The 24,340-nt window shown below is 46.0% G+C and carries 19 protein-coding genes and 1 riboswitch; of the genes, 7 read left to right on the top strand and 12 right to left on the bottom strand.

The window, feature by feature from the left end; genetic code table 11:
• Nucleotides 1-113: 113 nt before the first annotated feature.
• Both L5L91_RS04830 and L5L91_RS04825 read right to left on the bottom strand, forming a co-directional pair.
• Entirely contained in the window at nt 114-1,415 is a 1,302-nt protein-coding gene (locus tag L5L91_RS04830) for a DEAD/DEAH box helicase (protein ID WP_028761337.1), read from the bottom strand.
• 361 nt (nt 1,416-1,776) lie between these two features.
• On the bottom strand, nt 1,777-3,345 hold the full coding sequence (locus tag L5L91_RS04825; RefSeq protein WP_113939382.1) for a methyl-accepting chemotaxis protein: 1,569 nt from the start codon (nt 3,343-3,345) through the stop codon (nt 1,777-1,779).
• Nucleotides 3,346-3,876: 531 nt separating this feature from the next.
• Here L5L91_RS04825 and L5L91_RS04820 point away from each other — a divergent pair.
• Nucleotides 3,877-5,142 (top strand): HD-GYP domain-containing protein, encoded by a 1,266-nt coding sequence (locus tag L5L91_RS04820; RefSeq protein WP_168822982.1) that lies wholly within the window; start codon nt 3,877-3,879, stop codon nt 5,140-5,142.
• Nucleotides 5,143-5,315: 173 nt separating this feature from the next.
• On the opposite strand, the gene L5L91_RS04815 is transcribed toward L5L91_RS04820, so the two are convergent.
• The gene (locus L5L91_RS04815) at nt 5,316-7,103 is read right to left on the bottom strand and encodes an aminopeptidase P family protein (RefSeq protein ID WP_263185719.1); all 1,788 of its coding nucleotides are present in this window, start codon (nt 7,101-7,103) and stop codon (nt 5,316-5,318) included.
• A 393-nt stretch (nt 7,104-7,496) separates the two neighbouring features.
• Between L5L91_RS04815 and L5L91_RS04810 the strand changes: the two genes are divergently transcribed.
• Together L5L91_RS04810 and L5L91_RS04805 are read left to right on the top strand one after the other, a co-directional pair.
• Nucleotides 7,497-8,282: an ROK family protein gene (locus tag L5L91_RS04810; protein ID WP_028761333.1), complete on the top strand. Its 786-nt coding sequence runs from the start codon at nt 7,497-7,499 to the stop codon at nt 8,280-8,282.
• Between the two features lie 349 nt (nt 8,283-8,631).
• A riboswitch (cyclic di-GMP riboswitch) is annotated at nt 8,632-8,720 on the top strand.
• Nucleotides 8,721-8,833: 113 nt separating this feature from the next.
• Nucleotides 8,834-11,440, top strand: coding sequence for a glycosyl hydrolase family 18 protein (locus L5L91_RS04805; RefSeq protein ID WP_263235794.1), 2,607 nt, complete (start codon nt 8,834-8,836; stop codon nt 11,438-11,440).
• Nucleotides 11,441-11,572: 132 nt separating this feature from the next.
• On the opposite strand, the gene L5L91_RS04800 is transcribed toward L5L91_RS04805, so the two are convergent.
• Nucleotides 11,573-12,043: an FKBP-type peptidyl-prolyl cis-trans isomerase gene (locus tag L5L91_RS04800; RefSeq protein WP_173497559.1), complete on the bottom strand. Its 471-nt coding sequence runs from the start codon at nt 12,041-12,043 to the stop codon at nt 11,573-11,575.
• Nucleotides 12,044-12,293: 250 nt separating this feature from the next.
• Between L5L91_RS04800 and L5L91_RS04795 the strand changes: the two genes are divergently transcribed.
• Entirely contained in the window at nt 12,294-13,649 is a 1,356-nt protein-coding gene (locus tag L5L91_RS04795) for a short-chain fatty acid transporter (RefSeq protein WP_263235793.1), read from the top strand.
• Nucleotides 13,650-13,723: 74 nt separating this feature from the next.
• Here L5L91_RS04795 and L5L91_RS04790 read toward each other — a convergent pair whose 3' ends face one another.
• From L5L91_RS04790 to L5L91_RS04770, 5 genes are all read right to left on the bottom strand, one after another.
• Nucleotides 13,724-14,191 carry an Sbal_3080 family lipoprotein gene (locus tag L5L91_RS04790; RefSeq protein ID WP_263235792.1) on the bottom strand — a complete coding sequence of 156 codons (468 nt, stop codon included), beginning with the start codon at nt 14,189-14,191 and terminating at the stop codon, nt 13,724-13,726.
• An 82-nt stretch (nt 14,192-14,273) separates the two neighbouring features.
• Nucleotides 14,274-14,780 carry a DUF1294 domain-containing protein gene (locus L5L91_RS04785; RefSeq protein WP_263162080.1) on the bottom strand — a complete coding sequence of 169 codons (507 nt, stop codon included), beginning with the start codon at nt 14,778-14,780 and terminating at the stop codon, nt 14,274-14,276.
• Between the two features lie 29 nt (nt 14,781-14,809).
• On the bottom strand, nt 14,810-16,015 hold the full coding sequence (locus tag L5L91_RS04780; protein ID WP_263149049.1) for a DUF418 domain-containing protein: 1,206 nt from the start codon (nt 16,013-16,015) through the stop codon (nt 14,810-14,812).
• 199 nt (nt 16,016-16,214) lie between these two features.
• Entirely contained in the window at nt 16,215-16,652 is a 438-nt protein-coding gene (locus L5L91_RS04775) for a nucleoside deaminase (RefSeq protein WP_028761325.1), read from the bottom strand.
• A gap of 65 nt (nt 16,653-16,717) precedes the next feature.
• Nucleotides 16,718-17,635, bottom strand: coding sequence for a LysR family transcriptional regulator (locus L5L91_RS04770; RefSeq protein WP_263162083.1), 918 nt, complete (start codon nt 17,633-17,635; stop codon nt 16,718-16,720).
• 135 nt (nt 17,636-17,770) lie between these two features.
• Here L5L91_RS04770 and xapA point away from each other — a divergent pair, with 135 nt between their 5' ends.
• Nucleotides 17,771-18,598: a xanthosine phosphorylase gene (gene xapA / locus L5L91_RS04765; protein WP_263235791.1), complete on the top strand. Its 828-nt coding sequence runs from the start codon at nt 17,771-17,773 to the stop codon at nt 18,596-18,598.
• A 212-nt stretch (nt 18,599-18,810) separates the two neighbouring features.
• On the opposite strand, the gene L5L91_RS04760 is transcribed toward xapA, so the two are convergent.
• Nucleotides 18,811-19,311 (bottom strand): hotdog fold domain-containing protein, encoded by a 501-nt coding sequence (locus L5L91_RS04760; RefSeq protein ID WP_198573750.1) that lies wholly within the window; start codon nt 19,309-19,311, stop codon nt 18,811-18,813.
• Between the two features lie 224 nt (nt 19,312-19,535).
• Between L5L91_RS04760 and L5L91_RS04755 the strand changes: the two genes are divergently transcribed.
• Complete coding sequence (locus L5L91_RS04755) at nt 19,536-20,450, top strand: DUF368 domain-containing protein (protein WP_028761321.1); 915 nt, start codon at nt 19,536-19,538, stop codon at nt 20,448-20,450.
• 227 nt (nt 20,451-20,677) lie between these two features.
• Entirely contained in the window at nt 20,678-22,252 is a 1,575-nt protein-coding gene (locus tag L5L91_RS04750) for a hypothetical protein (protein WP_173497566.1), read from the top strand.
• Nucleotides 22,253-22,344: 92 nt separating this feature from the next.
• On the opposite strand, the gene L5L91_RS04745 is transcribed toward L5L91_RS04750, so the two are convergent.
• Nucleotides 22,345-23,004 carry a transcriptional regulator gene (locus L5L91_RS04745; protein ID WP_113939392.1) on the bottom strand — a complete coding sequence of 220 codons (660 nt, stop codon included), beginning with the start codon at nt 23,002-23,004 and terminating at the stop codon, nt 22,345-22,347.
• A 50-nt stretch (nt 23,005-23,054) separates the two neighbouring features.
• Nucleotides 23,055-24,329, bottom strand: a complete 1,275-nt coding sequence (locus L5L91_RS04740; RefSeq protein WP_105251844.1) for a serine dehydratase subunit alpha family protein — start codon at nt 24,327-24,329, stop codon at nt 23,055-23,057.
• Between the last annotated feature and the right edge of the window lie 11 nt (nt 24,330-24,340).

Below are 24,340 nucleotides of genomic sequence, written 5' to 3'. Positions count from 1 at the left end.
ATAGCCTATGGTTTATAGCTCATTAATTCGGCTCAATAAAAAAGCGTCCCTTGGGACGCTTTTTGCTTTAATAACGAGACTGATAGGCGAGGTGCATTGCCTATGTTAGTTGTTTATTTCAGCTTTTTCGCTTTGCTCGGTGCTTGACCCACCTTCATTTTTACGCGGCGGCCCTGCATGTTTTTCTCAGCAGCAACTTGAGCGCCGACGTTGTCGGTTCTTTGTTGCTTTTTGGCAAAACTGCGGCGGGTTTGCAATTGCTTTAATAGCAATTCGCGGCTGCCAACTTCATAACCTGGCACAGTGACGCGGCGAATCTGTTGACCAATCAATTTTTCGATATCGGCTAAGGTGCGCTCTTCTTCGCGGCTCACAAATGAAATGGCTACGCCAGTTTTACCTGCACGGCCTGTACGACCGATACGGTGTACATAATCTTCGGCGAGGAAAGGTAAGTCATAGTTGACTACGTATTCAAGGCTTGGAATATCCAGACCACGGGCGGCGACTTCGGTGGCAACCAGCACCCGAACATCACCCGCCACAAACTCACGCAGTGCGCGGCGACGACTGCCTTGGCCTTTTTCACCGTGGACCACTTCAGATGGGATACCATCTAAGTTTAATTCTTTGACTAGCGTATCGGCGGCTTCACGGGTCGCAGTAAATACCAATACCTGTTGCCAGTTTTTCTTGCCGATAAGCTCAGAAAGCAGTTCGCGTTTACGGCGTTGTTCAACCGGATAAACTACTTGGCTAACGGTGTCGGCTGTAGTGTTTTGTTTATCAACGCTGATTACTTGCGGTTTAACCATCATGTCGTTGGCGAGTTTTTTCACCGCACTTGAGAAAGTGGCCGAGAATAACAAGTTTTGACGTTTCTTATTTACCGCTTGAAGGATTTTTTGGATATCGGCGCTAAAGCCCATGTCGAGCATGCGATCGGCTTCGTCTAGCACTAAAAAGTCGACGTTCGACAGGCTTAAGTTACAGGCGGTAAGGTGCTCAAGTAAACGACCAGGGGTGGCAACAATCACATCGGCGCCGCGTTTCAGCTTTTGCGCTTGAGTCTCAATCTTTACGCCACCGTAAATGGTTAATACGCTAAAGTTTAAGTATTTGCAGTAAGCCGTAACGTTGTCAGCCACTTGAGCTGCAAGCTCACGGGTCGGCGTAAGGATCAATACGCGGGCATTCGACTTTAGCGTTTCGCTTGGCTTTTCAACCATCTTTTGCAGGATCGGCAGCGCGAAAGCGGCGGTTTTACCCGTACCGGTTTGGGCACTGGCTAAGACATCTTGGCCGCGGCGGATAGCAGGTATCGCTTGCTGCTGAATAGGCGTCATTTGTTGATAACCGCAATCTGAGATAGCGCGCAAAATCTCGGGGGAAAAACTAAAAGATTCAAATCTCATTTTGGATTCCTATCGTTCACTTATTCAAACATTCAAGCGCCACTAGCCTCTTTATCACTCGTCTAAAGGAGAGAGGTGTACCGGCTGGCTCATTCTTCCACACAGATTTTATAAGAAAAATGGCGGGCGCGGAGTATAGCAAAAATTTCGGTTAAAACCTGTACTTTTTAGTGTTTTGGCATTTTATCTGCATCATTTCATCAGGAGGGGATAAAAGGCTTGGTACTGGTTCAGGTGGGCTAGGTCTTATTGATCTATACAAGGGTTGAGTAAAATATGGACTCAACAATACGGATTAAAGCTCGCTATATTAGAAAATACCGCAACCTAGGCTGCGGTATTTTGGATCTTGCATTTATGTTTAACCGAAGGTGCGCCTCAGGCCAAGGGCTTTTTCGGCATTGTGTTTAAGAAGATGGGCGGCATCACCAATCAGATGGGTTGCAGCTAAGTTCTCGGCGCTGGCATGGGTGATGGAGTGAATATTACTGGCGATCTCATTGACCACTTGACGCTGTTGATCGGCTGCCACTGCATTTTGTTGGGCAAAGGTGTGGATGTCACTCACTTCTTGGTAAATGGTGTTTACATTGTCGGCGGACAGCTGAATATCGCTGGCACAACGCTCCGCATGTTGACGGCTTTGTTCCATTTCTTTGGCCCATGCGTTGAGCATAGTGAACATCTTATCGACACTCTTAGAAATACTGTTCGTTGATAGCTGGGTTCTGCTCGATAGCGCGCGAACCTCATCGGCAACCACGGCAAATCCACGGCCTTGTTCACCCGCACGGGCAGCTTCAATCGCGGCATTGAGGGCGAGGAGATTCGTTTGCTCGGCAATAGAGTCAATTTCGCCCATCGCATTAGCGACTTGCTCGGCTTCTTTATTTAATTGATGGGCATTGTTGGTGGCATCGGCAACAGACTTTGCCAGTTGCTCCATTTTTTGAGTGTTGGCCTTCATGTTAGCACTGCTTTTAAGGCAGAGATCATAGGCGGTATTGATGCTGGTGGAGGTGAGATGGGTATTCTGCGCCACTTCTGTGATGGTTGAACTCATTTCTTCCATCGCGCCAGAGAGCTGTTCTAGCTGATTTTTCTCTTGATCTAGGCTGACATAGGTTTGCTCGGTCGCGACCACTAATTGATCGGCAATTGCATGTAATTGATTGGCTTGATCTTGGGTGCGCCCCAGTACGCCATTCATTTTGGCCTGTAGCATGATGAGCTGGAAATCGAGGATAGAAGAGGTATCTGCACCCGAGTAAATGTAACGACTGATAGAGTCATATTTGTTTTGCATTTCAATCAGTTTAGCGGGAATACGAAAAGCCTCATCGTAGAAAATGGCGAGGTTTAAACTCATCAGAATCGCCCCTGCGATAATTACGCCCCAGCCCCAAAAGTAGCCAGCGATCAGTAAACCTGTGGAGGCTACAACCGCAGATACGATACGTTTTTGCATTAAACTTAAAGGTTTAGGAATGGATTTGTCTAATTTGAGTCTTTGGTAAATCTCATTAGCTTTCGTGACGTAGGCGGCTTGAGGCTGAATGCGCACCGATTGGTAACCGATAATAGTGCCGTTTTCAAACAAGGGCGAAACAAAGGCATCAACCCAATAGAAGCCACCATTCTTACAGCGGTTCTTGACTATGCCGCGCCAAGATTGGCCTGACTTAAGTTTTTCCCACATTTCTTTAAAGGCGGCGCTCGGCATATCCGGATGGCGCACCATATTATGGGCACTGCCAATTAATTCTTGATCGCTATAGCCTGATACTTCGGCAAAGCGGGCATTGACGTAAGTGATGATACCGCGAGTATCAGTGGTGGAAATGAGTTCATCTTGTGGTGTTAAGCGGATTTCTTGATCTGATCTCTGTGTATTAACTATTTTATTCGCTGAGGCGTTACTCTGGCTCATTTAGTGTGTCCATTCAGGGCCGATGTGGTTCATTAGGGTTCAGGACGCGGTGTTAGGCGCGAATTTTCTTGTGCTGACTCTCATCGGAGTAAGCTTGTTATGTGATAAGAGTATCATTTTTGTGTGGGTATAGGAGAGCGGTTTCTCATGGCTGACAGGTGAAAATCAATCGTTCGTCGTATTTATAAGCTATTGCAATATATAAAGTTTTTAAGTAGCGAGAATGTGGAGTTAAACGAGCGTTTATCCTGTTAAATCGTTAATTCTAGTATTTTGTATAGGGTTATTCTTTTATGTCTTGAGTGGGTATTTGTCATTCATCTTAAATATAAATTATGTTCGATGATATTGGACTAATGTCGTTGATTCGGCTTGATATCGCAGTATTCATGGAGCGCTTTATTGGCCTTAGTCTATTCTTTAATGGGCAACAAAAGATGGTTTATTTTTCCTTGCTTCAGTGGTGTATCTTGATTTTGCTCTTCTAGTTTATTAGCTCACAGCGGGAATGCTACATAAGAGGAACTTCCCATGGCGATATCACTTAGGCGTGGTGTAACTAAATTAGCCACAGCGTCCTTGGGAACAGCGGCGGCACTGCCACATTGGCGACGTTTGATCTTTGAACGTTTATTTGGCTTTCTAGCGATTCTCTGCGTGCCTGTATATATCACTAGTGTGTATTTATGCGTCATCGCCGATCTCTGGTTTATGGTGGTATTTGATACGCTGGCTTATCTGTTTTTACTGCTTTTACTGTATTTTCCTAAGCTTGCTGATAGTACGCGTTTTGGCTGTGGCTGCTTGCTGGGTTTTGCTATCGGCATCGGTTTTTTAATTGCGATTGGCCCTTCGGGAGCTGGTTTTTTCTGGTTATTTATTTTCCCGCCGTTAGTCGGTATTTTTTTAGGAAATCGAGCCAGCTTATATGCCCAGTGTTTGAATGGGCTAAGTTTGGTATTGATTGGTTTTGCCTATCATTTTAATTGGCTCAATTGGCCTGAAACCCAAGGTTATAGTGTCGGTATTTGGGCCGTTGTCGTGGTCAATTTTATCGTGACCAATGCCATGTTGACGTTAACTATTACTTATTTATTAGGTAAGTTGGCTGACGCACTCGATTCAACCTTAGCATCACGCCAAGCTACCGTATTAGGCTTAGCTAAACTCGCCGAATACAGAGATAACGAAACAGGCGCGCATTTGCTACGTATGCGGCAGTATTCGAAAATGCTCGCGTCGCAGCGACTACTGGCCGCCAATCCTCCTGCAGAATTGAACGAAGATTATATTCAAGACATTAGTTTGTCGGCCATTTTGCACGATATAGGTAAAGTCGGTATCGCCGATGCGATTCTGCTCAAACCGGGTAAATTAACGCCGCAGGAGTTTGAGCAAATTAAAGCTCATCCTGTGATCGGGGGACAAGTGCTACGCAGTTTGTTGGAATATGCGCCCCAATGTACTTTTATTCAGATGGGCCGCGATATTGCTTCGGGTCACCATGAAAAGTGGGATGGTAGTGGTTACCCCCTTGGTTTGAAAGGTGAAGATATTCCGCTTTCGGCGAGGATAGTGGCCCTAGTTGATGTTTATGACGCGCTGACTTCTCCCCGATGTTATAAGCGGCCCTTTAGCCATCAAGAGGCTATCGACTTAATTATTGAAGGCAAAGGTCAGCATTTCGACCCTGAATTAGTCGATTGTTTTATTGAAATTCATCAGGACTTTGAAGTGTTGTCTAAAGCATCGCTGGATGATGCTTATCAGCCGATGGCACAACCTACTATGGTTTAGCGACTCATGTTTTTAAATCGTGTTTTGAAATCATGGTTTTGAAATAAGACGTGGGGTTTAAAACACACAGATAGCGCTAAAAAAACGCCCAATGCTAATTGCCTTGGGCGTTCTATTTTATAGTGTGTAAGTGACAAAAATAACGACTTAAATCGCTACTTATCAGCGGAGTGCTAAATTGCTTTAGTCACTTGAGTTAACCAAGCCAATTCATCCCCTGACATCAACGGAGAAAGTGTATTGAATACTTGCTGATGATAAGCATTAAACCAGTCTATTTCCCCTTGCGTTAACAGGCTCTTATCAATAAGGCGCGCATCCATAGGGATCATAGTCAACGCATCGAATTCATACATTTCACGCTCAGCCCCTTTAAGTGCTTCGCAGTGCTGAACGACGACGAGGTTTTCTAGGCGAATACCGAAATCGTCGGCGCGGTAGTAACCCGGCTCGTTGGAAAGCACCATGCCGGGCATCAATGCGATACCGTTGACATTTTTACCTATGCGCTGCGGACCTTCGTGCACACTTAAAAAGTGACCCACACCATGGCCTGTGCCGTGATCGTAATCAAAACCATGTTGCCATAGATATTGGCGGGCGAAGGCGTCGAGCTGCTGGCCTGAAGTACCTTTTGGGAAGCGAGCTTGGTCTAGCGCGATATGACCTTTTAGCACCAGCGTGACCATTTTTTTATGCTCATCGGTCACTTCACCTATCGCAATGGTACGGGTCACATCTGTCGTGCCGTCAATATACTGAGCGCCAGAATCCACTAAGTAGATGCTGTCCATTGTCATCATGGCTGGTGTGCCATTGTTGTGATTGTAATGGCACATAGCGGCATTAGGACCGGCAGCTGAAATCGTGTCGAAACTTGGCTCGCGGTAACGCTCATCTTCTAGGCGAAAGCTTTCCAATTTATCCGCAAGGGTGCCTTCATCGTGCATGCGATTGGCCGCCACTTCGGCATCGAGCCATGCAAGGAATCGACTCACTGCGACGCCATCGCGGATATGACAGGCACGCATGCCAGCCAGTTCTGCGGCGTTTTTCTGCGCTTTAGGTAAAGCGACAGGATCGATTCCAGCTATCAATTTTGCTCCTGCCTCACGGGCAATGTTTTGTGCCCAAGCGTTTGCAGAATTCGGATCGGCCAGTAGTTTTACATCCTGCATGCTGGCGAGTGTATCGGCAAGAGATGCCTCGCCCTTAAAGCTTACGCCAGCGCCAACATGCTCCTCAATGCCCTCTGGGAGTTTGCTTAAATCGGTGAAAATCTGCATATCACCATTGGCGTGGAGCAGGGCACAGCCGAGTACAACGGGTAGTCGCGGTACATCATTGCCGCGAATGTTGAGTAGCCAGCAGAAAGAATCTAAGGCGGCGATTAAGGCAACATCACCACCGGCTTTTTTTACTAAGGCACCAATTTCAATGCGTTTTTGCAGGCTGGTTTTACCTGCACTCTCGTTGCTAAACAAAGTGATAGGCGCGTTCGACTGTGCTGGCCGATTCTGCCAATGCAAATCGATGGGGTTTTGTTCAACTGCAACTAATTCGATTTGGGATTTATTTAAGGTTGCTTTGGCATTGTCATACCAAGCTAAGGTGTGTAAGCGCGCATCGAAACCAACGCGAGACCCTGCTGGTAGCGTGTCACATAACCACTCAATTTGTGGTGTATCGGTTAGGCTTTCATAACTGAAAAGTGTGGCATCGACTTGCAAACGAACTTGAACCGTATAGCGGCCATCGGTAAATATTGCGGCTTTATCTTTCAATACGATAGCCATACCCGCCGAACCGGTAAAGTTGGTTGCCCAGTACAAACGTTCGTTATGTGCCGGCACATATTCGCCCAGATATTCGTCGGCACGGGGAATAATAAAAGCATCGAGATTAGCAGATGTTAATTCGTTACGAATAGCACCGAGACGGTTAGCGATTGATTGTGACATAAGGGCTCCAATTAAGACTGGCATGCTATGCGAGTCGGTAGGCGAAGATCGCCTAAGGATGAGTAGGTTTATGTTGATTTGAGTTTTAACCGGCTCGGATTATCGCAAGTCTAGCGCGCTAGATGCAAGGGTAGCGAATAAAGGATTTTGTATACAATCGTGAATTTGTGCAGGTAAGACGCTTGAGGTTATGGGATTTGTTGTTAATTTATTTATGTGATTTTGAGCATGAAAAGTGAATTAAATAAAAGGTTGGTCATGTTTTAATTAGGACTTGTTCCTTAAAAATTAGCAACTTAAGTTTTATTCAATCGCTAACATTTGGACCCTATGTTAACATTTGCCATCTCTACTCGGGGTCAGAGTGGAGCACATGTATCAGTGGAGTAAGCGATGCAAATACTAACAATAGATGTGGGCGGTACCAAAGCCCTGTTCGAACTTCAGCTCGCGGGACATACAGAACAATATAAAATCCCCACAGGTGAAGGTTTTAAAATTGAAGAGTTAAATAATCAAATTGCGGCGTTTGAACGTGATTATGATTTACAGCATTACCAACTAGCGATTGCCGTACCTGGACTGGTACAAAATAATCGTTTGGTTTCTTGTAAATCTTTACCTGGACTCAATGGATTGAGCTTCGATACAGTCAAAACCCAGGGTGAGCTTAAGTTTATCTGCAACGATATCGATGCGGGTATGCAAGCGACTTGTGATGCCAAATATGCCTGTGAATTATTGGTCATGTGCGGCACTGGGATCGGTATGTCTATTGCCTTTAATGGGCAAGTCTTTACGGGAGCGACTGGCGTGGCGGGGGAGTTGGGGCCTTGTCGCGTGATGACAGAATCTGGCGAGTTTAGTTTAGAGCAACTGGCCAGTGGCGATTCAGTACGCAGCCGCAAAATCTCCACTCAGGATGATTTATATCGCGCGGGCAGTTATCTCGGCATGGGATTAGCGTGGGCGGTTAATTTATTTAATCCCAATCGAATTTGGCTTGCTGGCGGTATGATGAATAGCGCTCCTTACTACAAAGGCTGTCTCGAAAGCTTAAAGCAAATGGCATTGAGCGCGCCCTTAGCTGAGATGAAAATCAATCGTGTCGATGATATGGAAACCTTGGTTTGCCGCGGTTTATCTGTGATGCTCGCAAGGGACTATCCCCGTGCATAAGGATAATAAATGCCCCGCGCATAAGGATCATAATGTTGCTCGACAATGGTTTGCGCCATGAATGTTTAGTGATTGAGTTTTAGCTGTATAAGCGACGTAAATTGTGAAATATAAAGCAGGACTTGTGATACCTTTGGCATATCGAGTCCTGTTTTTTTATTTTTAAAGTATTCAGATAATCCTCATTATCCAAAGTAAATATTAGCGATAGTTTAATTTGCATAATTCCTTTCTTATCAGATGGCTAGTTCTATTTACGATTTTAGCCAATAACGCAGTTGATAATATTTTGTTGCAATTTTATTTCACTTACGCTTATTCTGATATTTGCAATGACAACGTTGTCATTGCGTGTAAAAGGCAAACCAGTTGAAAAACTGGGACGCAAAGCCTCCGGTCTAAGGGTTCGTCTGTACCTATGATAGCGGGGATACCACAGGTTTTTCTTCGTGCAGTTGTCAGTCGTTTTGCATGGTTTTAAGAGAGTGCTGTTTCCTGTCTACGCTTTGTTTGCCTTATTGATTCATATAAAAATTCAATAGGGATATCTCATGTTCAAGACTCAAATTTCAACATCAGCCTTGCTAGTGGCATCAGCGCTGGCATCTACCATCAGTGCCAGCGTTTTTGCAGCGGCGCCCGGTAAACCGACTTTAGGTTGGGGCGAAACTAAGTTCGCTATTATTGAAGTGAATCAAGCGGCTACCGCTTACAATCAATTAGTTACGGTGAAAGATGCCGCCGATGTATCCGTCAGTTGGAACCTTTGGAGTGGCGATGTGGGCAATAGCGCCCAAGTGTTACTCAACGGCAATGTAGTTTGGGAAGGCCCATCTGGCGCGTCGGGAACCGCTAACTTTAAGGTGAACAAGGGCGGCCGTTATCAGATGCAAGTACAACTGTGTAACAGTGATGGCTGTACGGCGAGCGATGCTAAACAAATCCTGGTGGCTGATACCGACGGTAGCCATTTAGTGCCACTCAATGCTCCCCTAAAAGAAAACAACCGTCCCTATGCTAATAAATCAGGCAAAGTGGTGGGAGGTTACTTTGTCGAATGGGGCGTATACGGTCGTAAATTCCCGGTCGATAAGATACCTGCGCAAAACTTAACCCATATTTTATATGGCTTTACCCCAATTTGTGGTGGTGATGGCATCAATGATAGCTTGAAAGAAATCGAAGGCAGTTTCGAAGCGTTGCAACGTGCCTGTAGTGGTCGTGGTGATTTTAAAGTTGCGATTCACGATCCTTGGGCGGCGATTCAAATACCGCAGGCGGGAGTCAGTGAGCATTCAGATCCTTACAAAGGTAACTTCGGTCAATTGATGGCACTTAAGCAAGCACATCCAGATTTGAAGATTTTACCTTCGGTCGGTGGTTGGACCCTCTCGGATCCCTTCTTTTTCTTCGGTGATAAAACCAAGCGCGATATCTTTGTCGCTTCGGTGAAAGAGTTTCTACAGACATGGAAATTCTTCGATGGCGTAGATATCGACTGGGAATTTCCAGGGGGGAATGGCGCTAACCCAAATTTAGGTAATGCCAATGACGGTGAAACCTATGTGACTCTCATGCGTGAACTGCGGGCAATGCTTGATGAACTAAGCGCCGAAACGGGTCGTACCTATGAGCTGACCTCTGCTATTAGCGCAGGTGACGATAAAATTCAAAAAGTCGATTATCAGGCTGCTCAGCAGTACATGGATTACATCTTCTTGATGAGTTACGACTTTAATGGTGGTTGGACTAATACTGAACTCGGCCATCAAACCAATCTGTATGAAGCGAGTTGGGATCCCAATACCCGTTACACCACAGCTAATGGCGTTAATGCGCTGTTAGGCCAAGGTGTGACCCCAGGGAAAATTGTGGTCGGTGCCGCTATGTACGGCCGCGGCTGGACAGGTGTGAATGGCTACAGTGGTAATAATCCTTTTACAGGGACGGCAACGGGCAAAGTGAAAGGTACTTGGGAAGCTGGTGTGGTGGATTATCGTCAGATAGCGAATGACTACATGGGAAGCGGTTGGGCTTACAGTTACGACGAAACAGCTGAGGCGCCATCTTTGTTTAAGGCATCTACTGGCGATTTAATCACTTTCGATGATGCTCGTTCAGTTAAAGCCAAGGGGCAATATGTGCTTTCTAATCAACTTGGTGGGCTTTTTGCGTGGGAGCTTGATGCCGATAATGGCGACATTCTGAATGCCATGCACGAAGGTTTAGGTCATGGTGAAGGCACCACTCCGCCAGTGAATAAAGCGCCCATTGCCAATGCGGGCGCGGATGTGAATGTCACCGGTCCCGCCGATGTGACGCTCAATGGTAGCGGTTCGCGCGATCCTGAAAACGCTGCCTTAAGCTATCTCTGGACTCAAGTCTCTGGGCCAAGTGTTGCCATCGCAAATGCGGATATGGCGAATGCGACTATTCAACTGGGAGCAACCCAAACCGATGTCGCCTATGATTTTAGCCTTAAAGTCACGGATCCTGAAGGGTTATCTGCCACAGATTCAGTGACAGTAACCAACAAGGCTGATACGCCTAATCAAGCACCTGTAGTGACTCTGGCTCCGACTGCGACAGTTGAAGCGGGTAAAACCGTCAGTATAGTAGCGAGTGCCTCCGATGCAGATGGTGATGCCTTAACCTACGCTTGGACTGTGCCCGCAGGCGTGTCGGCAACCGGGCAAAATAGTGCCACGTTAGTAGTTACTGGCCCCAATGTTACCGAAGCGACCCGCTATGGTTTGAGCGTGCTGGTTTCCGATGGTGCCTTAGATGCAAGCGCATCGACGAATCTGACTGTGACGCCAAAAGTGGTAGGTGGTGGGTGCGATGCAACCGATCCCAATGCCGGTAACTATCCTGCTTGGCAAACCAGTGTGGTGTATAACACGGGCGATACTGTGAGTCATAGTCAGTTGGTATGGAAAGCAAAGTATTGGACGCAGGGTAATACGCCATCTCGCATCGCAGACCAATGGCAGCTACTCAGCCAAGTTGATCTCGGTTGGGATGCGGGTGTGGTGTATAACGGCGGTCAAACTACTCGCTATAACGGTCGTGTTTGGAAGGCGAGTTACTGGACTAAAGGTGATGTACCGGGTGTTGCAGCAGTATGGGTTGATATTGGCGCGGCAACCTGCCAGTAATCATCCAAAATTTTGATATTATTGGTTAAAAAATAAAGCCCTGCGAAGATTCAGGGCTTTTTTCTTTATTAAGCGAAAGGTTTTTTTATGAATACAGCCGAATGCGTTAAGACAGACTCATTGAAGACTGATTTAATTAATCTTAAGCAGTTCCACATCAAAAATTAACACAGAACCACCACCAATCTTGCCCGTGCTACGGTTACCGTAGGCGAGTTCACTGGGAATAAAAAACCGCATTTTATCGCCAACAACCATCAGTTGTACGCCCTCAGTCCAACCTTTAATTACCCTATTAAGCGGAAATGCGATGGGTTCGCCGCGATCAACCGAACTGTCAAACACAGTACCGTCAATCAAAGTGCCATGATAATGGACTGTCACTGTATCGCTGGCTTTAGGATGAACTGTGCCATCGCCCTGAGTTAATACTTGATATTGCAAACCTGAAGCTGTGGTAATCACACCTTCTTTGGTTTTGTTTTGTGTTAAAAACTCATTGCCTAAACGGATATTTTCTTGGGCGGCTTTTTGGCCATTCATCGAGGTAAAGAAGTAAAAAATCACCCCAGCAATCACCACAACGGCAAGTAACATTTTCATATAAAGAGCACCTTAGTTAATTTTTGCCATATTATCAGTTTTTTAGCATCAGATGCTATCGGCACTCGCGTGTGCGTTGAGCGGGATATCTGGTGCTACCAGTTCAAACCGTTAAAAACTCCCTCAAGACTTTATCCTGCTTTAGAGATCGCTTAATCTGTGGGCTTAAGACTCAATAAAAATTCAATAAAAACAAATAAGAACTAGGGCGTGTTGACGTTTTAGTTCAGATAATAAACAAGGAAAGTCTATGTTAAACAAAGCGGCAAAACCTCTGGTCAAACTCGTCGACCGATATCTACCCGATCCTTATATTTTCGTGCTTTTACTTACCTTAGTCGTATTAATTGCTGCTGTGGTCGCTGAACATAAAACCCCGCTGGAAGTCATCAATTATTGGGGTGATGGCTTTTGGACGCTGTTAAGTTTTTCGATGCAGATGCTGTTAGTGCTGGTGGCAGGATTTATGTTGGCAAGCTCGCCGCCGATTAAAAAGCTGCTCGATGCCATTGCTGGATTGGCTAAGTCGGCACCACAAGCCATTATTTTAGTGACTTTGGTGTCACTGGTCGCCAGTTGGATTAACTGGGGTTTTGGGCTAGTGGTGGGCGCGTTATTTGCCAAAGCCTTAGCTCGCAAAGTAAAAGTGGATTATCGGCTGCTGGTCGCCAGCGCCTATTCCGGCTTTGTGGTTTGGCATGGTGGGCTTGCGGGTTCGATCCCATTAACCATAGCGACGGTGGGGCATTTCTCTGAATCGCAAATCGGTATCATCCCCACCAGTGACACCATTTTCGCGAGTTATAATTTATTGTTAGTGGCAATTCTGTTTGTGGTTATGCCCTTAGTAAATCGCTTTATGTTGCCAGAAGAAAAAGACAGTGTTTATGTCGACCCAAGCGCCCTTGATGACAAAGGCGCTGAACTTGATGCTTCGGCGTTAGAGCTTAACTCTGCAAATGTGAGCGAGCGTCAGCCTGAAAGCCGTCCTGCGGATAAGTTAGAAAATAGTCGTTTACTCGGCTGGAGTGTAGGTGGCGCTGGGCTTGTATATTTAGGTTATTACTTTTGGGTGCAGGGCGGCAGCTTAAATCTCAATTTAGTGAATTTCTTATTTCTGTTCCTCGCCATACTGTTACATCAAACACCACGCAGTTTATTAACCAGCTTGAATGAGGCCATTAAGGGCGGCGCAGGGATTGTTATCCAATTTCCCTTTTATGCGGGCATTATGGCTGTGATGGTGCAATCGGGTTTAGCTCAAAGTATTTCGGAAGGTTTTGTGGCCATCGCTAGCGCCGAGAGCCTGCCATTTTGGAGCTTTATCAGTGCAGGAATTGTGAATATTTTTGTGCCATCGGGAGGTGGCCAATGGGCGGTGCAGGCACCGATTATGTTACCCGCCGCACAGGCTTTAGGTGCTGATGTCGCTCGGGTCGCAATGGCCGTTGCTTGGGGAGATGCGTGGACTAACTTGATTCAACCTTTCTGGGCACTGCCTGTGCTGGCGATTGCAGGCTTAAAAGCGCGGGATATTATGGGCTTTTGTTTAATGCAATTGATGATCACTGGCGTGATTATCAGTATCGCGTTGAGCTGGTTTTAAAGATAATAAACAGTGCAAAACTAAACAGGGTAATTCAATGATTACCCTGTTTTTTAGTTAAGGTTTCAATGATATTAATCGCTTGAACCATTTACTTTTTTTGTTGCTTCATCAGCGGTGATTTGATCAAATAGAGCTGACATCATATAGCTAATACGATTCGCAGCATTACCAAACTTACTCGGGTTCGCAGTATAGGGTACTTGAAACTTAACACTGCCAACTCTTTGGCCATTCTGAAATGCGTTAATTTCAGCGCTTTTTAAATATAATGCCAAGTCCCAAGTCCAATTACCTTCATATTCTAATGTGAGTTTATTTAAATCATGTTTAGAACCATCAGGCTGCACTGTGTAGGTGTAATTATTTGCTTTTAGCCATGTCTCCATTGTTTCTTGGAAGCCGTCACGTGTTTCTTTATCCTTAATAATGACTATTTCTACATTGTTAGTATTTGTTTCTATTGGTTTTGCTGTATAGCGAGGTGCGGCACAACCCGATAGTATTGCAACACCCAAAACTGCAACTAAAAATTTTTTCATAATTTAACCTTTTGTTTTTATATTAAAATAAGTTAAAGCGTTTTAGTGACAAACTTTTGATTTTCATAGAATCCATTGCTTGCTAGATAAACATATCTACGGCGCCAGTTTTTATGCCATAACCCAGCACGGCTAAGTTGGCGACAACGGTGAGCCAAAAGACGTTTCTAAATGAGGCTTTAATGGACTTGTGTCTTAACAGGTTTTGGGCAAATAGAGCGCCGGGCCAACCGCCCATGAGAGCGAGCAGATGTAATGTGCTTTCTTTAGTGCGCCATTTATTACGTTTAGCGGCGGATTTATCGATGGCATAGGCGATAAAGGTGAGCAGGCTTAGCGTGAGGTATATACCCGCAATCCCGACTGGCAGCATATGTTGCTGCGCTGCGCCGATTAAGCCAGCAAGAAAAATTACCACCAATAACAGCGGCATAAGGCTTGAGCCTGAAGCTGCTGTATTGGATTTTTGAGTGCGGCTACTTTGGGCGCGATTGTTCTGTGTGCGACCGCTTTGTGCTCGACTCTTTTGCGGGCGATTGGTTTGAGGTGAAGCGCTGTTGCCCGTTTTGGTAGTTTTTTTGTTTGTCATTATCTGGTATCAATCTCGTGTCAGTGTTTTTAAGCTTGCTTGTGTTCTTGTGATGCCGTGTATTTTTTTAACACGAGGTGGCGCCACAGTTTCTCCAGCGGCCCTTGCTTGAAATAGCGTAAGTACAGGCTGGCTAACAGTAATTGCACTACTGAATAAACCAGCGCCATGGCCATGTATCCCCATCTATCTAAGCTCAATAGCAATTCGGGAGCTAAGTGTCTAAACACTAACACGCCAATGATGGATTGCAGAATATAGAGACTAAACGCGAGTTTGCCTACATTTTGCAACGAAGTCAGTATATTAGGATTATTCTGGCAAACCTTAACTATAATGTGGATGTAAATCAGCGCCATAGGAATAGCACTTAGCATGATTAACACATCTGAAAACGCAACGAGAATAGTATTTTTCGTTAAACTTAAGATGGTATCAAGCAGTGATAGCGTTACGCTTGCTAGCACTAACTTTACCAGTACCGATTTACTAAAACCTTGCTCAAAAGTCCCTTGTTGATACAAAGCCATTCCGAGCAACATCAAGCCAGCCGTAAACCACATTATGGTAAAAGGGATCACCAGTGCCATATAGCCAACTTGCATCAATTGCAGTAATAGTTGGTCGGCATAGCCAGAGGTCCATGCACTGTATTGCTCTGCAAATAGACTCGATTCTCGAGTGAAAGGTTCATCGCTGCCCGTAAGGCTAACCAGCGTAATGATAACTAAGGCGCTTAAAATAAAAATATTCGCTTTGCGCTTAAGGGCTTCAACACTTAAATCTTTGTAACACAAAGCTAAAAATCCGCTGATGCCATAGGTGAATAAAATATCACCTGACCAAATAAAAATGCCGTGGAGTAGGCCAAATACAATTAACCATTTTAAACGTGATCGCAGTAGGGAATAAGCTTCTAGGCCTTTGGCGCTAAATCGCTGATATTGAATAAAAAGCCCGACACCAAACAAGATGGAAAACAGACTGATAAAGCGTGCCTCGATGAAAAAGTTACTGAACACTTTGATAATGTGATCCGACAGCGGCTGTGTTTCATGGGGCGCATAGCCAAAAAAAGTAATGCCCATAAAATAGATATTCATAAAAAATATCCCCAACACGGCTAAGCCGCGAATAGCATCGAGGTTGGCATTACGCTGTGCGGGTATCGTCATTACAACAGGCTGCGTGGAGTCTGATCTTGACCAAGGGTCTTTAGGTAAGTTTGCTGACACGTTAGCTGAGTTCCTTTCGCTAGTAGACATGTTCCACTTTTCACTGGAATTTGGGAGGGCTAGCCTAGCAGGCGCTAGCCTCCAATGAAATACAGCCAACACAAAAAGTAAAATACAGGAAAGGTAGAAAGTGAATTAGCGCCAATGTAAAAAGTGAAATACAAAAATGCAGAAACGGATTGAGAAGACTGTCGAACCATTACTCGCCGATATCTTCGTTCCAGAGTGTGGGATTACTGGCGATAAAGTCCTGCATCAATTGTTTGCACTCGGCATTATCGACCACAGTGACATCCACGCCGCGGGATTTTACATAGGCTTCTGGCCCTTGGAAGGTAGCGTTTTCACCGACGATGACTTTTGGTATGCCATAAAGTAATACTGCGCCGCTGCACATATCGCAGGGCGATAGGGTGGAATACAAGGTCGCCCTTTGGTACTCGGCGGCGCTAAATCGGCCGGCATTTTCGAGACAATCCATTTCGGCATGCAGTACTGAACTGCCTTTTTGTACCCGTTTATTGTGGCCGCGCCCGACGATTTTGCCATCGATCACTAATACCGAACCAATGGGGATGCCGCCCTCGGCGAGTCCTTGCTTAGCTTCTTCAATGGCTGCCGCTAAAAATTCATCCATCTTGATATCCTTAAAATATGAACCCTGAGTATTGAACTCAGCATAGCACTCGTTTGGGAGACAATCTAAATGGTTTTGATTTGTTGCTTCAATAAGTCCCTCAGGCTATCGAGAATTGGCAGCGAAGCCATTTCTGGCCGATAAATCAGGCAGATATCGGCGGAGATGGTTTGTTTTAACTTAATAAACTTTACCCTAGGCCAAGGTTGTGAAGCATAACTTTGCGGCACTATGGATACCCTGTTATCGCCAGCGATGATAGCCATCAAGCTATTGGGCTCGACCATTTCCTGTACTAATTGCGGCATAAATCCTGCGGCCTGACAGCTGGCGATAATCAAATCGCTAGAGGCGGAATTGGCACGGCTGAGTAAGGTAAAAGGCTCATCTTTGAGTTCACTCAAGTCGATGCTTTTACGTCTGGCTAAGGGATGCTTACTTGCCAGTGCTAACACCATAGGTTCGCTGGTGATGGTTTCGGCGAGAAGGTGCGGCAAATTTAAGGTGTCGGCGTAGCGCACTAGGCCAAAATCGATTTCTTGATGTGCTAAGGCGACTTTTTGAGTTTCAGGTGATAACTCTTGAAATATCAGCTCATTATCAGGGCGTTGCTTGCGAAAGCTTTTCAGTATGTCACCAAATCCCATCCAAAACAGCGAGCTCATGATGCCAATCCGAATATGGTTTCTATCGAGTCGCCCAAGCTGAGCCACTTGTTCCAATGAGGTATTCACCAGCTCGAATATTTGTTCGCACTTCTCTCTTAACAATTGGCCATAGGGCGTGAGCTCGACCTGACGAGTGCTGCGGGTGAACAGCTCAACGCCAAGGAGCGATTCTAACTCTTTGATTTGTGCGCTCAGCGGAGATTTCGATAGATGCAGTTGTTCGGCGGCAGCGGTAAAGTTTTTCACTTCAGCCACTCGATGAAAATACCGCAGCATCTTCAAGGTGACGAGTTCTGATGCGTTTATCGTGCTCATTTTAGGCTCACTATTTTCAGCTATTGTCCTTTTTATCAGCACAATAGTGCGGTTAATCGCGATTATTTGCAATCCTAAGCCCGCTTATACTGAGGGTCGCTTACTCTTTCATTCTTTTGCTATGAGGTACCTTGTATGAGCCATGATCCTGTTATTAATGCCCTTGCGACGATTCGAGCCTGTAAACCGAATTTCTCTCCCCGTGCTGCTATGATTTTGGGCTCAGGGCTTGGCGCGTTTGCCGATAATTTAGATAACAAAGTAGTGATCCCCTATGAAGAGTTAGACGGTTTTCCTGTGAGTACCGTCGTCGGCCACTCTGGAGAGCTTGTGCTCGGCAGCTTACATGGCATCGATATAGTGTGCATGAAAGGCCGCGGGCATTTTTACGAGCACCAAAGTATGAAGGTGATGACGACGCCTGTGCGTACTTTCAAACGTTTAGGGTGTGAATTGTTACTCGTGACTAACGCTGCGGGGTCATTACGGCCAGAGCGGATCGGCGTGGGATCATTAGTTATTTTCAGCGATCACATCAACACTATGCCGGGTACGCCCATGACGGGCGCGAATGATGATAGCTACGGCCCACGCTTTTTTAGCCTAGCCAATGCTTATGATAAAGACCTGAGATCAGAAGCCTTAAGTGTCGCAAAAGCCGCCGGCATTGAAGTGAATCAAGGGGTCTTTGTGTCTTACTCTGGCCCGTGTTTTGAAACCGCGGCTGAAATCCGCATGATGCAAATCATCGGTGGCGATGTAGTGGGAATGTCCGTGGTGCCAGAGGTGATTTCGGCGGTGCATTGTGGTTTGCCCGTGTTGGCTGTGTGCGCCATTACCAATATGGCAGAAGGGTTGGGGGACGTGCAGTTATCCCATGAACAAACCTTAAAATGTGCCAAGCTTGCTGAAGCCGACTTTATCCGTTTAATTGAGCGTTTTACTGCAAGCCATTTTGCTTAATATTTTGCATAACTGTGCTGCTATATTGCGATAGGGCTGCGATTTTAAAAGCTCGTATCTAACAGTTCGTACTTAAACGTGAGCGAGCAAGGCGCCGCACAATTCAGTTCTCCGAATGTTTTTGCGAAATACGGCGGGAGGTTAAAAAGTAAAGGGAGCGAAGCTCCCTTTTTTAAATGCTGACATTAAGTGTAAGTCTTGATTCAAAGCGTTTATTTTTGCGGTTTTTCTGAAATCCACAATTTGATATGTCCTTTCACCACAACCACTCCTTGGGTGTCGTAGGCGGTAACGGGGACCAGCATATCGCCAGGAGTCCATTGCTCTGGGGTCACTTCGGCGACACATAAAATATCGCTGCCTGCTTTAGCCGTATAATCCAAACTCATGCCCTTAGGTATCCAACGTAAATGTTTTGGAATAGAGGCTTCGGCCATCACGCCCATGGCCATTTCTAGACCATTACAAATCGCAATCACATGCACAGTTTTTATATGATTATGAACGGCATGGCGTTTTTTAATTAAACAGGCGCAATGATTAAGGCGTAATTCAGTGATCAGTGGTTTGATGGTGCCGAAATAGGGCGCCATGCGTGAAACCATGATTGAAAACAGTTTTTGGCCGAAGGGATAACGGCGAGTTTTGTGGTAGAGCGCGAGCACTTTATTAGGTTTTTGTTCTGCAGTGCTAGAAGAGTCTGTCTGGCTCATGGTCATCCTTAATAATGGTGCAAAGGGGTGTTGTTATCTTGAGCCTGTTCCAAGTTGAGCTTGGGTTGCTCTGGTCGGATGAGTGTAACATTAGGATAACAACAAATACCAGTCGGCTTAATTAAGTAAACTTCATTTCGCGGTTTTAAGTGTAACACCGTATAATTGCGGCCAATTTGTCGTGTAGCGGCAATGGCATGTTGATTTAACTACAAGGACTCACAGTGAAATATTTGCTGACGTATTTTAAGGGAATGGCCATGGGCGCTGCTGATGTTGTGCCTGGCGTTTCGGGCGGCACCATAGCGTTTATTACCGGTATTCTCGATACTTTGCTCGATAGTGTAAAACGCATTAATCCTTCCCTTTGGGGCGTAATCAAGTCGCAGGGCATAAAAGGGGCATTTGCCCATATTAATGGTGGCTTTTTAGTGAGTCTGCTGGCGGGGATCCTGACCAGTATTTTTACCTTTGCGAAGCTGATTTCTTGGTTGTTGGCGGTACATCCCATCCCGATCTGGTCGTTCTTTTTTGGGCTTATTCTTATCTCTGTCGTGCATATGCTTAAGCAAGTGAGTGGTTTCACTGTAGCACGTTTAGGTTTATTTGCGCTTGGTGTGCTGGCTGCATGGGCGATTACTGTGCTGAATCCGGTCGCGGTAGAAGCCAGTTACATGAATATCTTTTTCGGCGGCGCGATTGCGATTTGCGCTATGGTATTGCCAGGAATTTCAGGCAGTTTCATCTTATTATTGTTAGGGTTATATCCTGTGGTCCTCGCTGCCGCTAAAAATATTCAGCTGGATATTTTGGCCTGTTTTGCTGCTGGTGCCGTGATGGGATTATTGACGTTCAGCCATTTATTGTCGGCGCTGCTGCGTAAATACCATGATGCCACTATCGTGTTTCTAACCGGATTAATGTTAGGTACCTTAGGTAAAATTTGGCCATGGAAAGAAATCTTAACTTGGCGGACCAACTCCCACGGCGAACAAGTACCTTTGCTGGAGCAAAATATTTCCCCGCTTAATTTTGAGCAAGTAACGGGTCAGCCTTCACAACTGATGTTAGCCATTGTGTGTATGTTAGCGGCGATTGCACTGGTTTGGGGGTTAGAGAAAGTGGGCAAAAGAGATTAGCCCTTTGTTACCTCAACATCATATTCAATAAAAGCAGCGAGATACGCTGCTTTTATTTTTTTGCTCATATGCTCATCTTACTTGAATCAGGTCAGCTTTCGACTTTAGGGCAATGTCATTTTAGCCCTGTTTTGGTTACAATCACAGTTCACATTTAGCGTACTCAGTCGACGTTATGTTCCAGTTTAAACTCAGTGAGAGTTTGCAGTTACGATAAGGATATACTTGTGGATAAAAAACAGGTCTCGTGGGGCGGTGTAGCGCTGGCGATTTTTGCTTTGGGTCATGTGGTTAACTTACTCATAGATAAACAGGATTCTGATATATCGCCCGAATTAAAACAGCAAATTTCTGACACGATCTTGGCTCACAGATCACCATCCACCGCGAATAATTCATTAACGTCCATCCCGAGCAATCTTGAGGTGGCCGACGATTCTACCAAAATCCCTATGCCTGCCCAGTTAGCCCAAGTGAGTCAAATCTACAGTAATCTCAGTGCATTTGCGGCACTCAAGCAAGACGGTACTGTGGTGGCATGGGGCGATGCTGAATGTGGTGGCGATATCAATAATGCCGCAGAGCCTCTGGTCAATGTAAAAGAGTTATATGCGGCGGAGAATACCTGTGGTTTTGCGGCCTTAACCCGTGATGACAAACTTATCCCTTGGGGGATGGGGATGAAGCAAGTGCTGACAGGCGTTCGTTCTTTTGTGTTGGCAGAAGGGCTTTATGCGGCCATCAAACAAGATGGTAGTGTAGTCAGTTGGTCTAATCTGGATTCAACACCAGCCGAACTGCTCTCGGGTCAATATGCTGCGCCTGCGATGACCAATATTGATTTTGTGTTGATTAATAAAGGTGCCTTTGCTGCTTTAAAGCTGGGGGGAGCAGTAGTGACTTGGGGCGATGCCGCTTATGGTGGCGATAGTCGCCACGTGGCCTCTGAGCTTAACCATGTTGATCTGCTCTATGCCAACAATAATGCTTTTACCGCGAGGACGGCGACGGGAAAATTAGTGTCTTGGGGCGGGGTCAGCGATGATCAAAAAGGCCGCGAACAACTGGCAAAACTCAGCCAATTAGCGCCTGCAGTGAAAGTTGTCAACACGGATCATGGGTTTGCGGCGCTGCTGGCGGATGGCAGCGTATATACCTGGGGTGAGGGCGAATTGACTGAGCATCACGTCGCGTTTCCAGCTCGTTTATCTACTACAAAACGCGCCAATAAAGTGATTGATATTTATGCAAATCGTGGCGCATTTGCCGCCTTAACCATCAGTCGTCAACTGCACGTATGGGGCAGTAAATTCAATGGTGCCGATACATCAGTCCTACAGGATAAGTTGCAAAAAGTGCACAAGGTTTATCCCTTTGAGGAGGGGTTTGTCGCGCTACGCAAGGATAATACGGCCATTGCTTGGGAAGGTTGGGACTTGGTAGACAAGCAACCACGTTATCAAGAAGTCACTCAGGTGAGCAAAGTGGTGACCTATGAGCGGGAGTTTGCCTTTTTAAAACAGGATGGCACTGTGGTTGATGGCCACTCTGGACCCAAAACTGAAATTACCCAAGCAACGGATATTTTCCCGACAGGCTTAGGGTTTACGGTTAAACGCCAAGATGGTTCGATTGCGGTGTGGATGGGAGGCGAGGCTGCGTTAACATTAGATAAACAAGCCGTTGATTTGAGCCAAATGCGCGACATTCGCAGCAATTTGCTCGATGCCATTGCCTTAATGGCCGATGGCACAGTACAGGCATGGAATATGATGGGCTTTAGCGGACAAGCTGCGCAATAACAAGCACAATCACAAGTGCAAAAACAATAAAACCAAAGGGCTAAGGTTATTTACACCTTAGCCCTTTCTATTTAGGCGAGTTTTTTCTCGCTTTAAGCTTGATTGGCTTTGATTTCCCGCAGATAGCGATAAATCGAATGCACCGAAATCCCCAATCGAGTTGCAGCTACTTGGGCACTGTCCTTGAGTTCGAAAATCCCTAACTCGTGGAGTTGATTGACGATTTCGCGACTCTTTTGTGAAGGTGAAATCGCGGGATTCGCGCGAACCTCATGGTTCACACTGTCGATAGTGCTATGGAGCGCTTCATCAATATTGCGGGCAAACACTTCGGGCGAGCTGGTAAGTTCGCTGCCAAGGAGTTGCTCTGGCATCATAGTGCGCAGAACTGATTGCAGTGGTGCATCCATGTCGCTGTTAATACACAGTAACCCTATGGGTTGATTTTTACTGTTACGGATCACAGTCGTAATTGATCTTAGCGTCTTACCATTGGCACATTTAGTCAGGTAAGAGTTGGAAATATCCTGACCGGTTTTGAGCTTGAGCAAGGCAAGGTTGGTTATTGGAGCACCCACTTCACGGCCTGTGACATGGCCATTGGCAATTTTGACCACAGACGGATGTTTCGCATCTAGGCTGTGCAATACCACTTCTGTGTGTTGACCATACATGGCAGCGATGCCATCGACGATATTTTCGATGGATTTCAGAATATCCAGATCACTTTGCGTTAAATCTTGCAGTTTCACAATTTCAACCTTTAGTTATTAACCCGCAAATATTCAGCGGGTTAAAATCATTATGCCGACATAATATCGATAATAGTGACATCTGTGGATGACATGCCATTGAGGATCATTTTGCCAATGTTTTTAATGGTTTTCTCTACATCGGTAGCAATAATACCTTGGCCTGAGACATTGTGACTACTGAGCGCCATCAAAAATGAGCGCACGGCCGCACTGGATGAAGTGCTAACCTTCATGGCGCAGGACGCTTTAGCGCCGTCACACACCATGCCAGAGCTGTCGCTGATCACGTTTTGAATCGCGAAACAGGATTGTTCGAACGAGCCACCGGCTAAATACACCATGGCCATAGAAGCGGCTGCGCTGGTGACTGTATTGCCACAAAATGCCGACAGTGGTGGATAATGGGACTTGATATAAATCGCCCCTAGATGGCTCATAATCAAGGCGCGGGCGAGTTTTTCTTCCGAAACCTTATAACATTGTGCCGTCAATACCACAGGAATAGTTGCCGCTATGCCTTGATTACCACTGCCAAGATTACTCATGGCGGGCAAGTTTGCCCCGCCCATGCGAGCATCGGATGCAGCAGCAGTTAACATGACAATTTTATTCAGTAAGTCTTCACCGATAATGCCCGCGGCTATGCCGCTTTTCATGGTGCGGCCGACTTCCAGCCCATAGGGATTCGCCATGCCTTCATCGGATAATTTGCCGTTTAGCTCAGAGGCTTCGAGAATGAATTTGATCTCTTCGAAGGGGACTTCTTGGGCGAAGCGATAAATGGACTCGATAGTGATATCCACGCCTTCACAGATGGAACCAGTGGCTTTAGCTTGCGTGCTATCGACACTGAAGACGGATTCGCCGTTGAGGCGCTTCTCGGCGATCAGTGTATGGCCGCCGCAGATTTTCACTAGGGCTTCGCGGTCGCCTTTTTTCGCGATGACACAACAATAGATAAATTCTGCTGTTTCGGTGCGCTCGACCGTCACTTTGCCCGCATCAATAAGGGCCTGTGCTCTGGCGACTTGTTCTGGCGTGATCACGGCCAATACTTCTAAGCCCGCATCAGGATTACCCGCAATGGCGCCTGCTGCAGCGGCAATTGCCAGACCGATTTTGCCTGTGCCAGGCACAAACACGCCCATAGAGTTTTTATAAAGATTGTCAGACACTTGTACTGCTATTGAATCGGGTTCAACACCCAGCAAGGCGCGGGCGACGGCGGCGGCGTAAGCGGCGGCGATGGGCTCTGTGCAGCCTAATGCGGGCTTAACCACTTGTTTAATGATTTGAATATACTGCTGCCATTGGGGTTTCATGAGCTTACAAC

The sequence above is a fragment of the Shewanella sp. SM55 genome (assembly GCF_025654025.1).
In the GTDB taxonomy this organism is placed as follows: Bacteria; Pseudomonadota; Gammaproteobacteria; order Enterobacterales; family Shewanellaceae; genus Shewanella; species Shewanella oncorhynchi.
The sequence above is the reverse complement of the archived record's forward strand: the minus strand, read 5'-3'. Positions and strand labels throughout refer to the sequence as shown.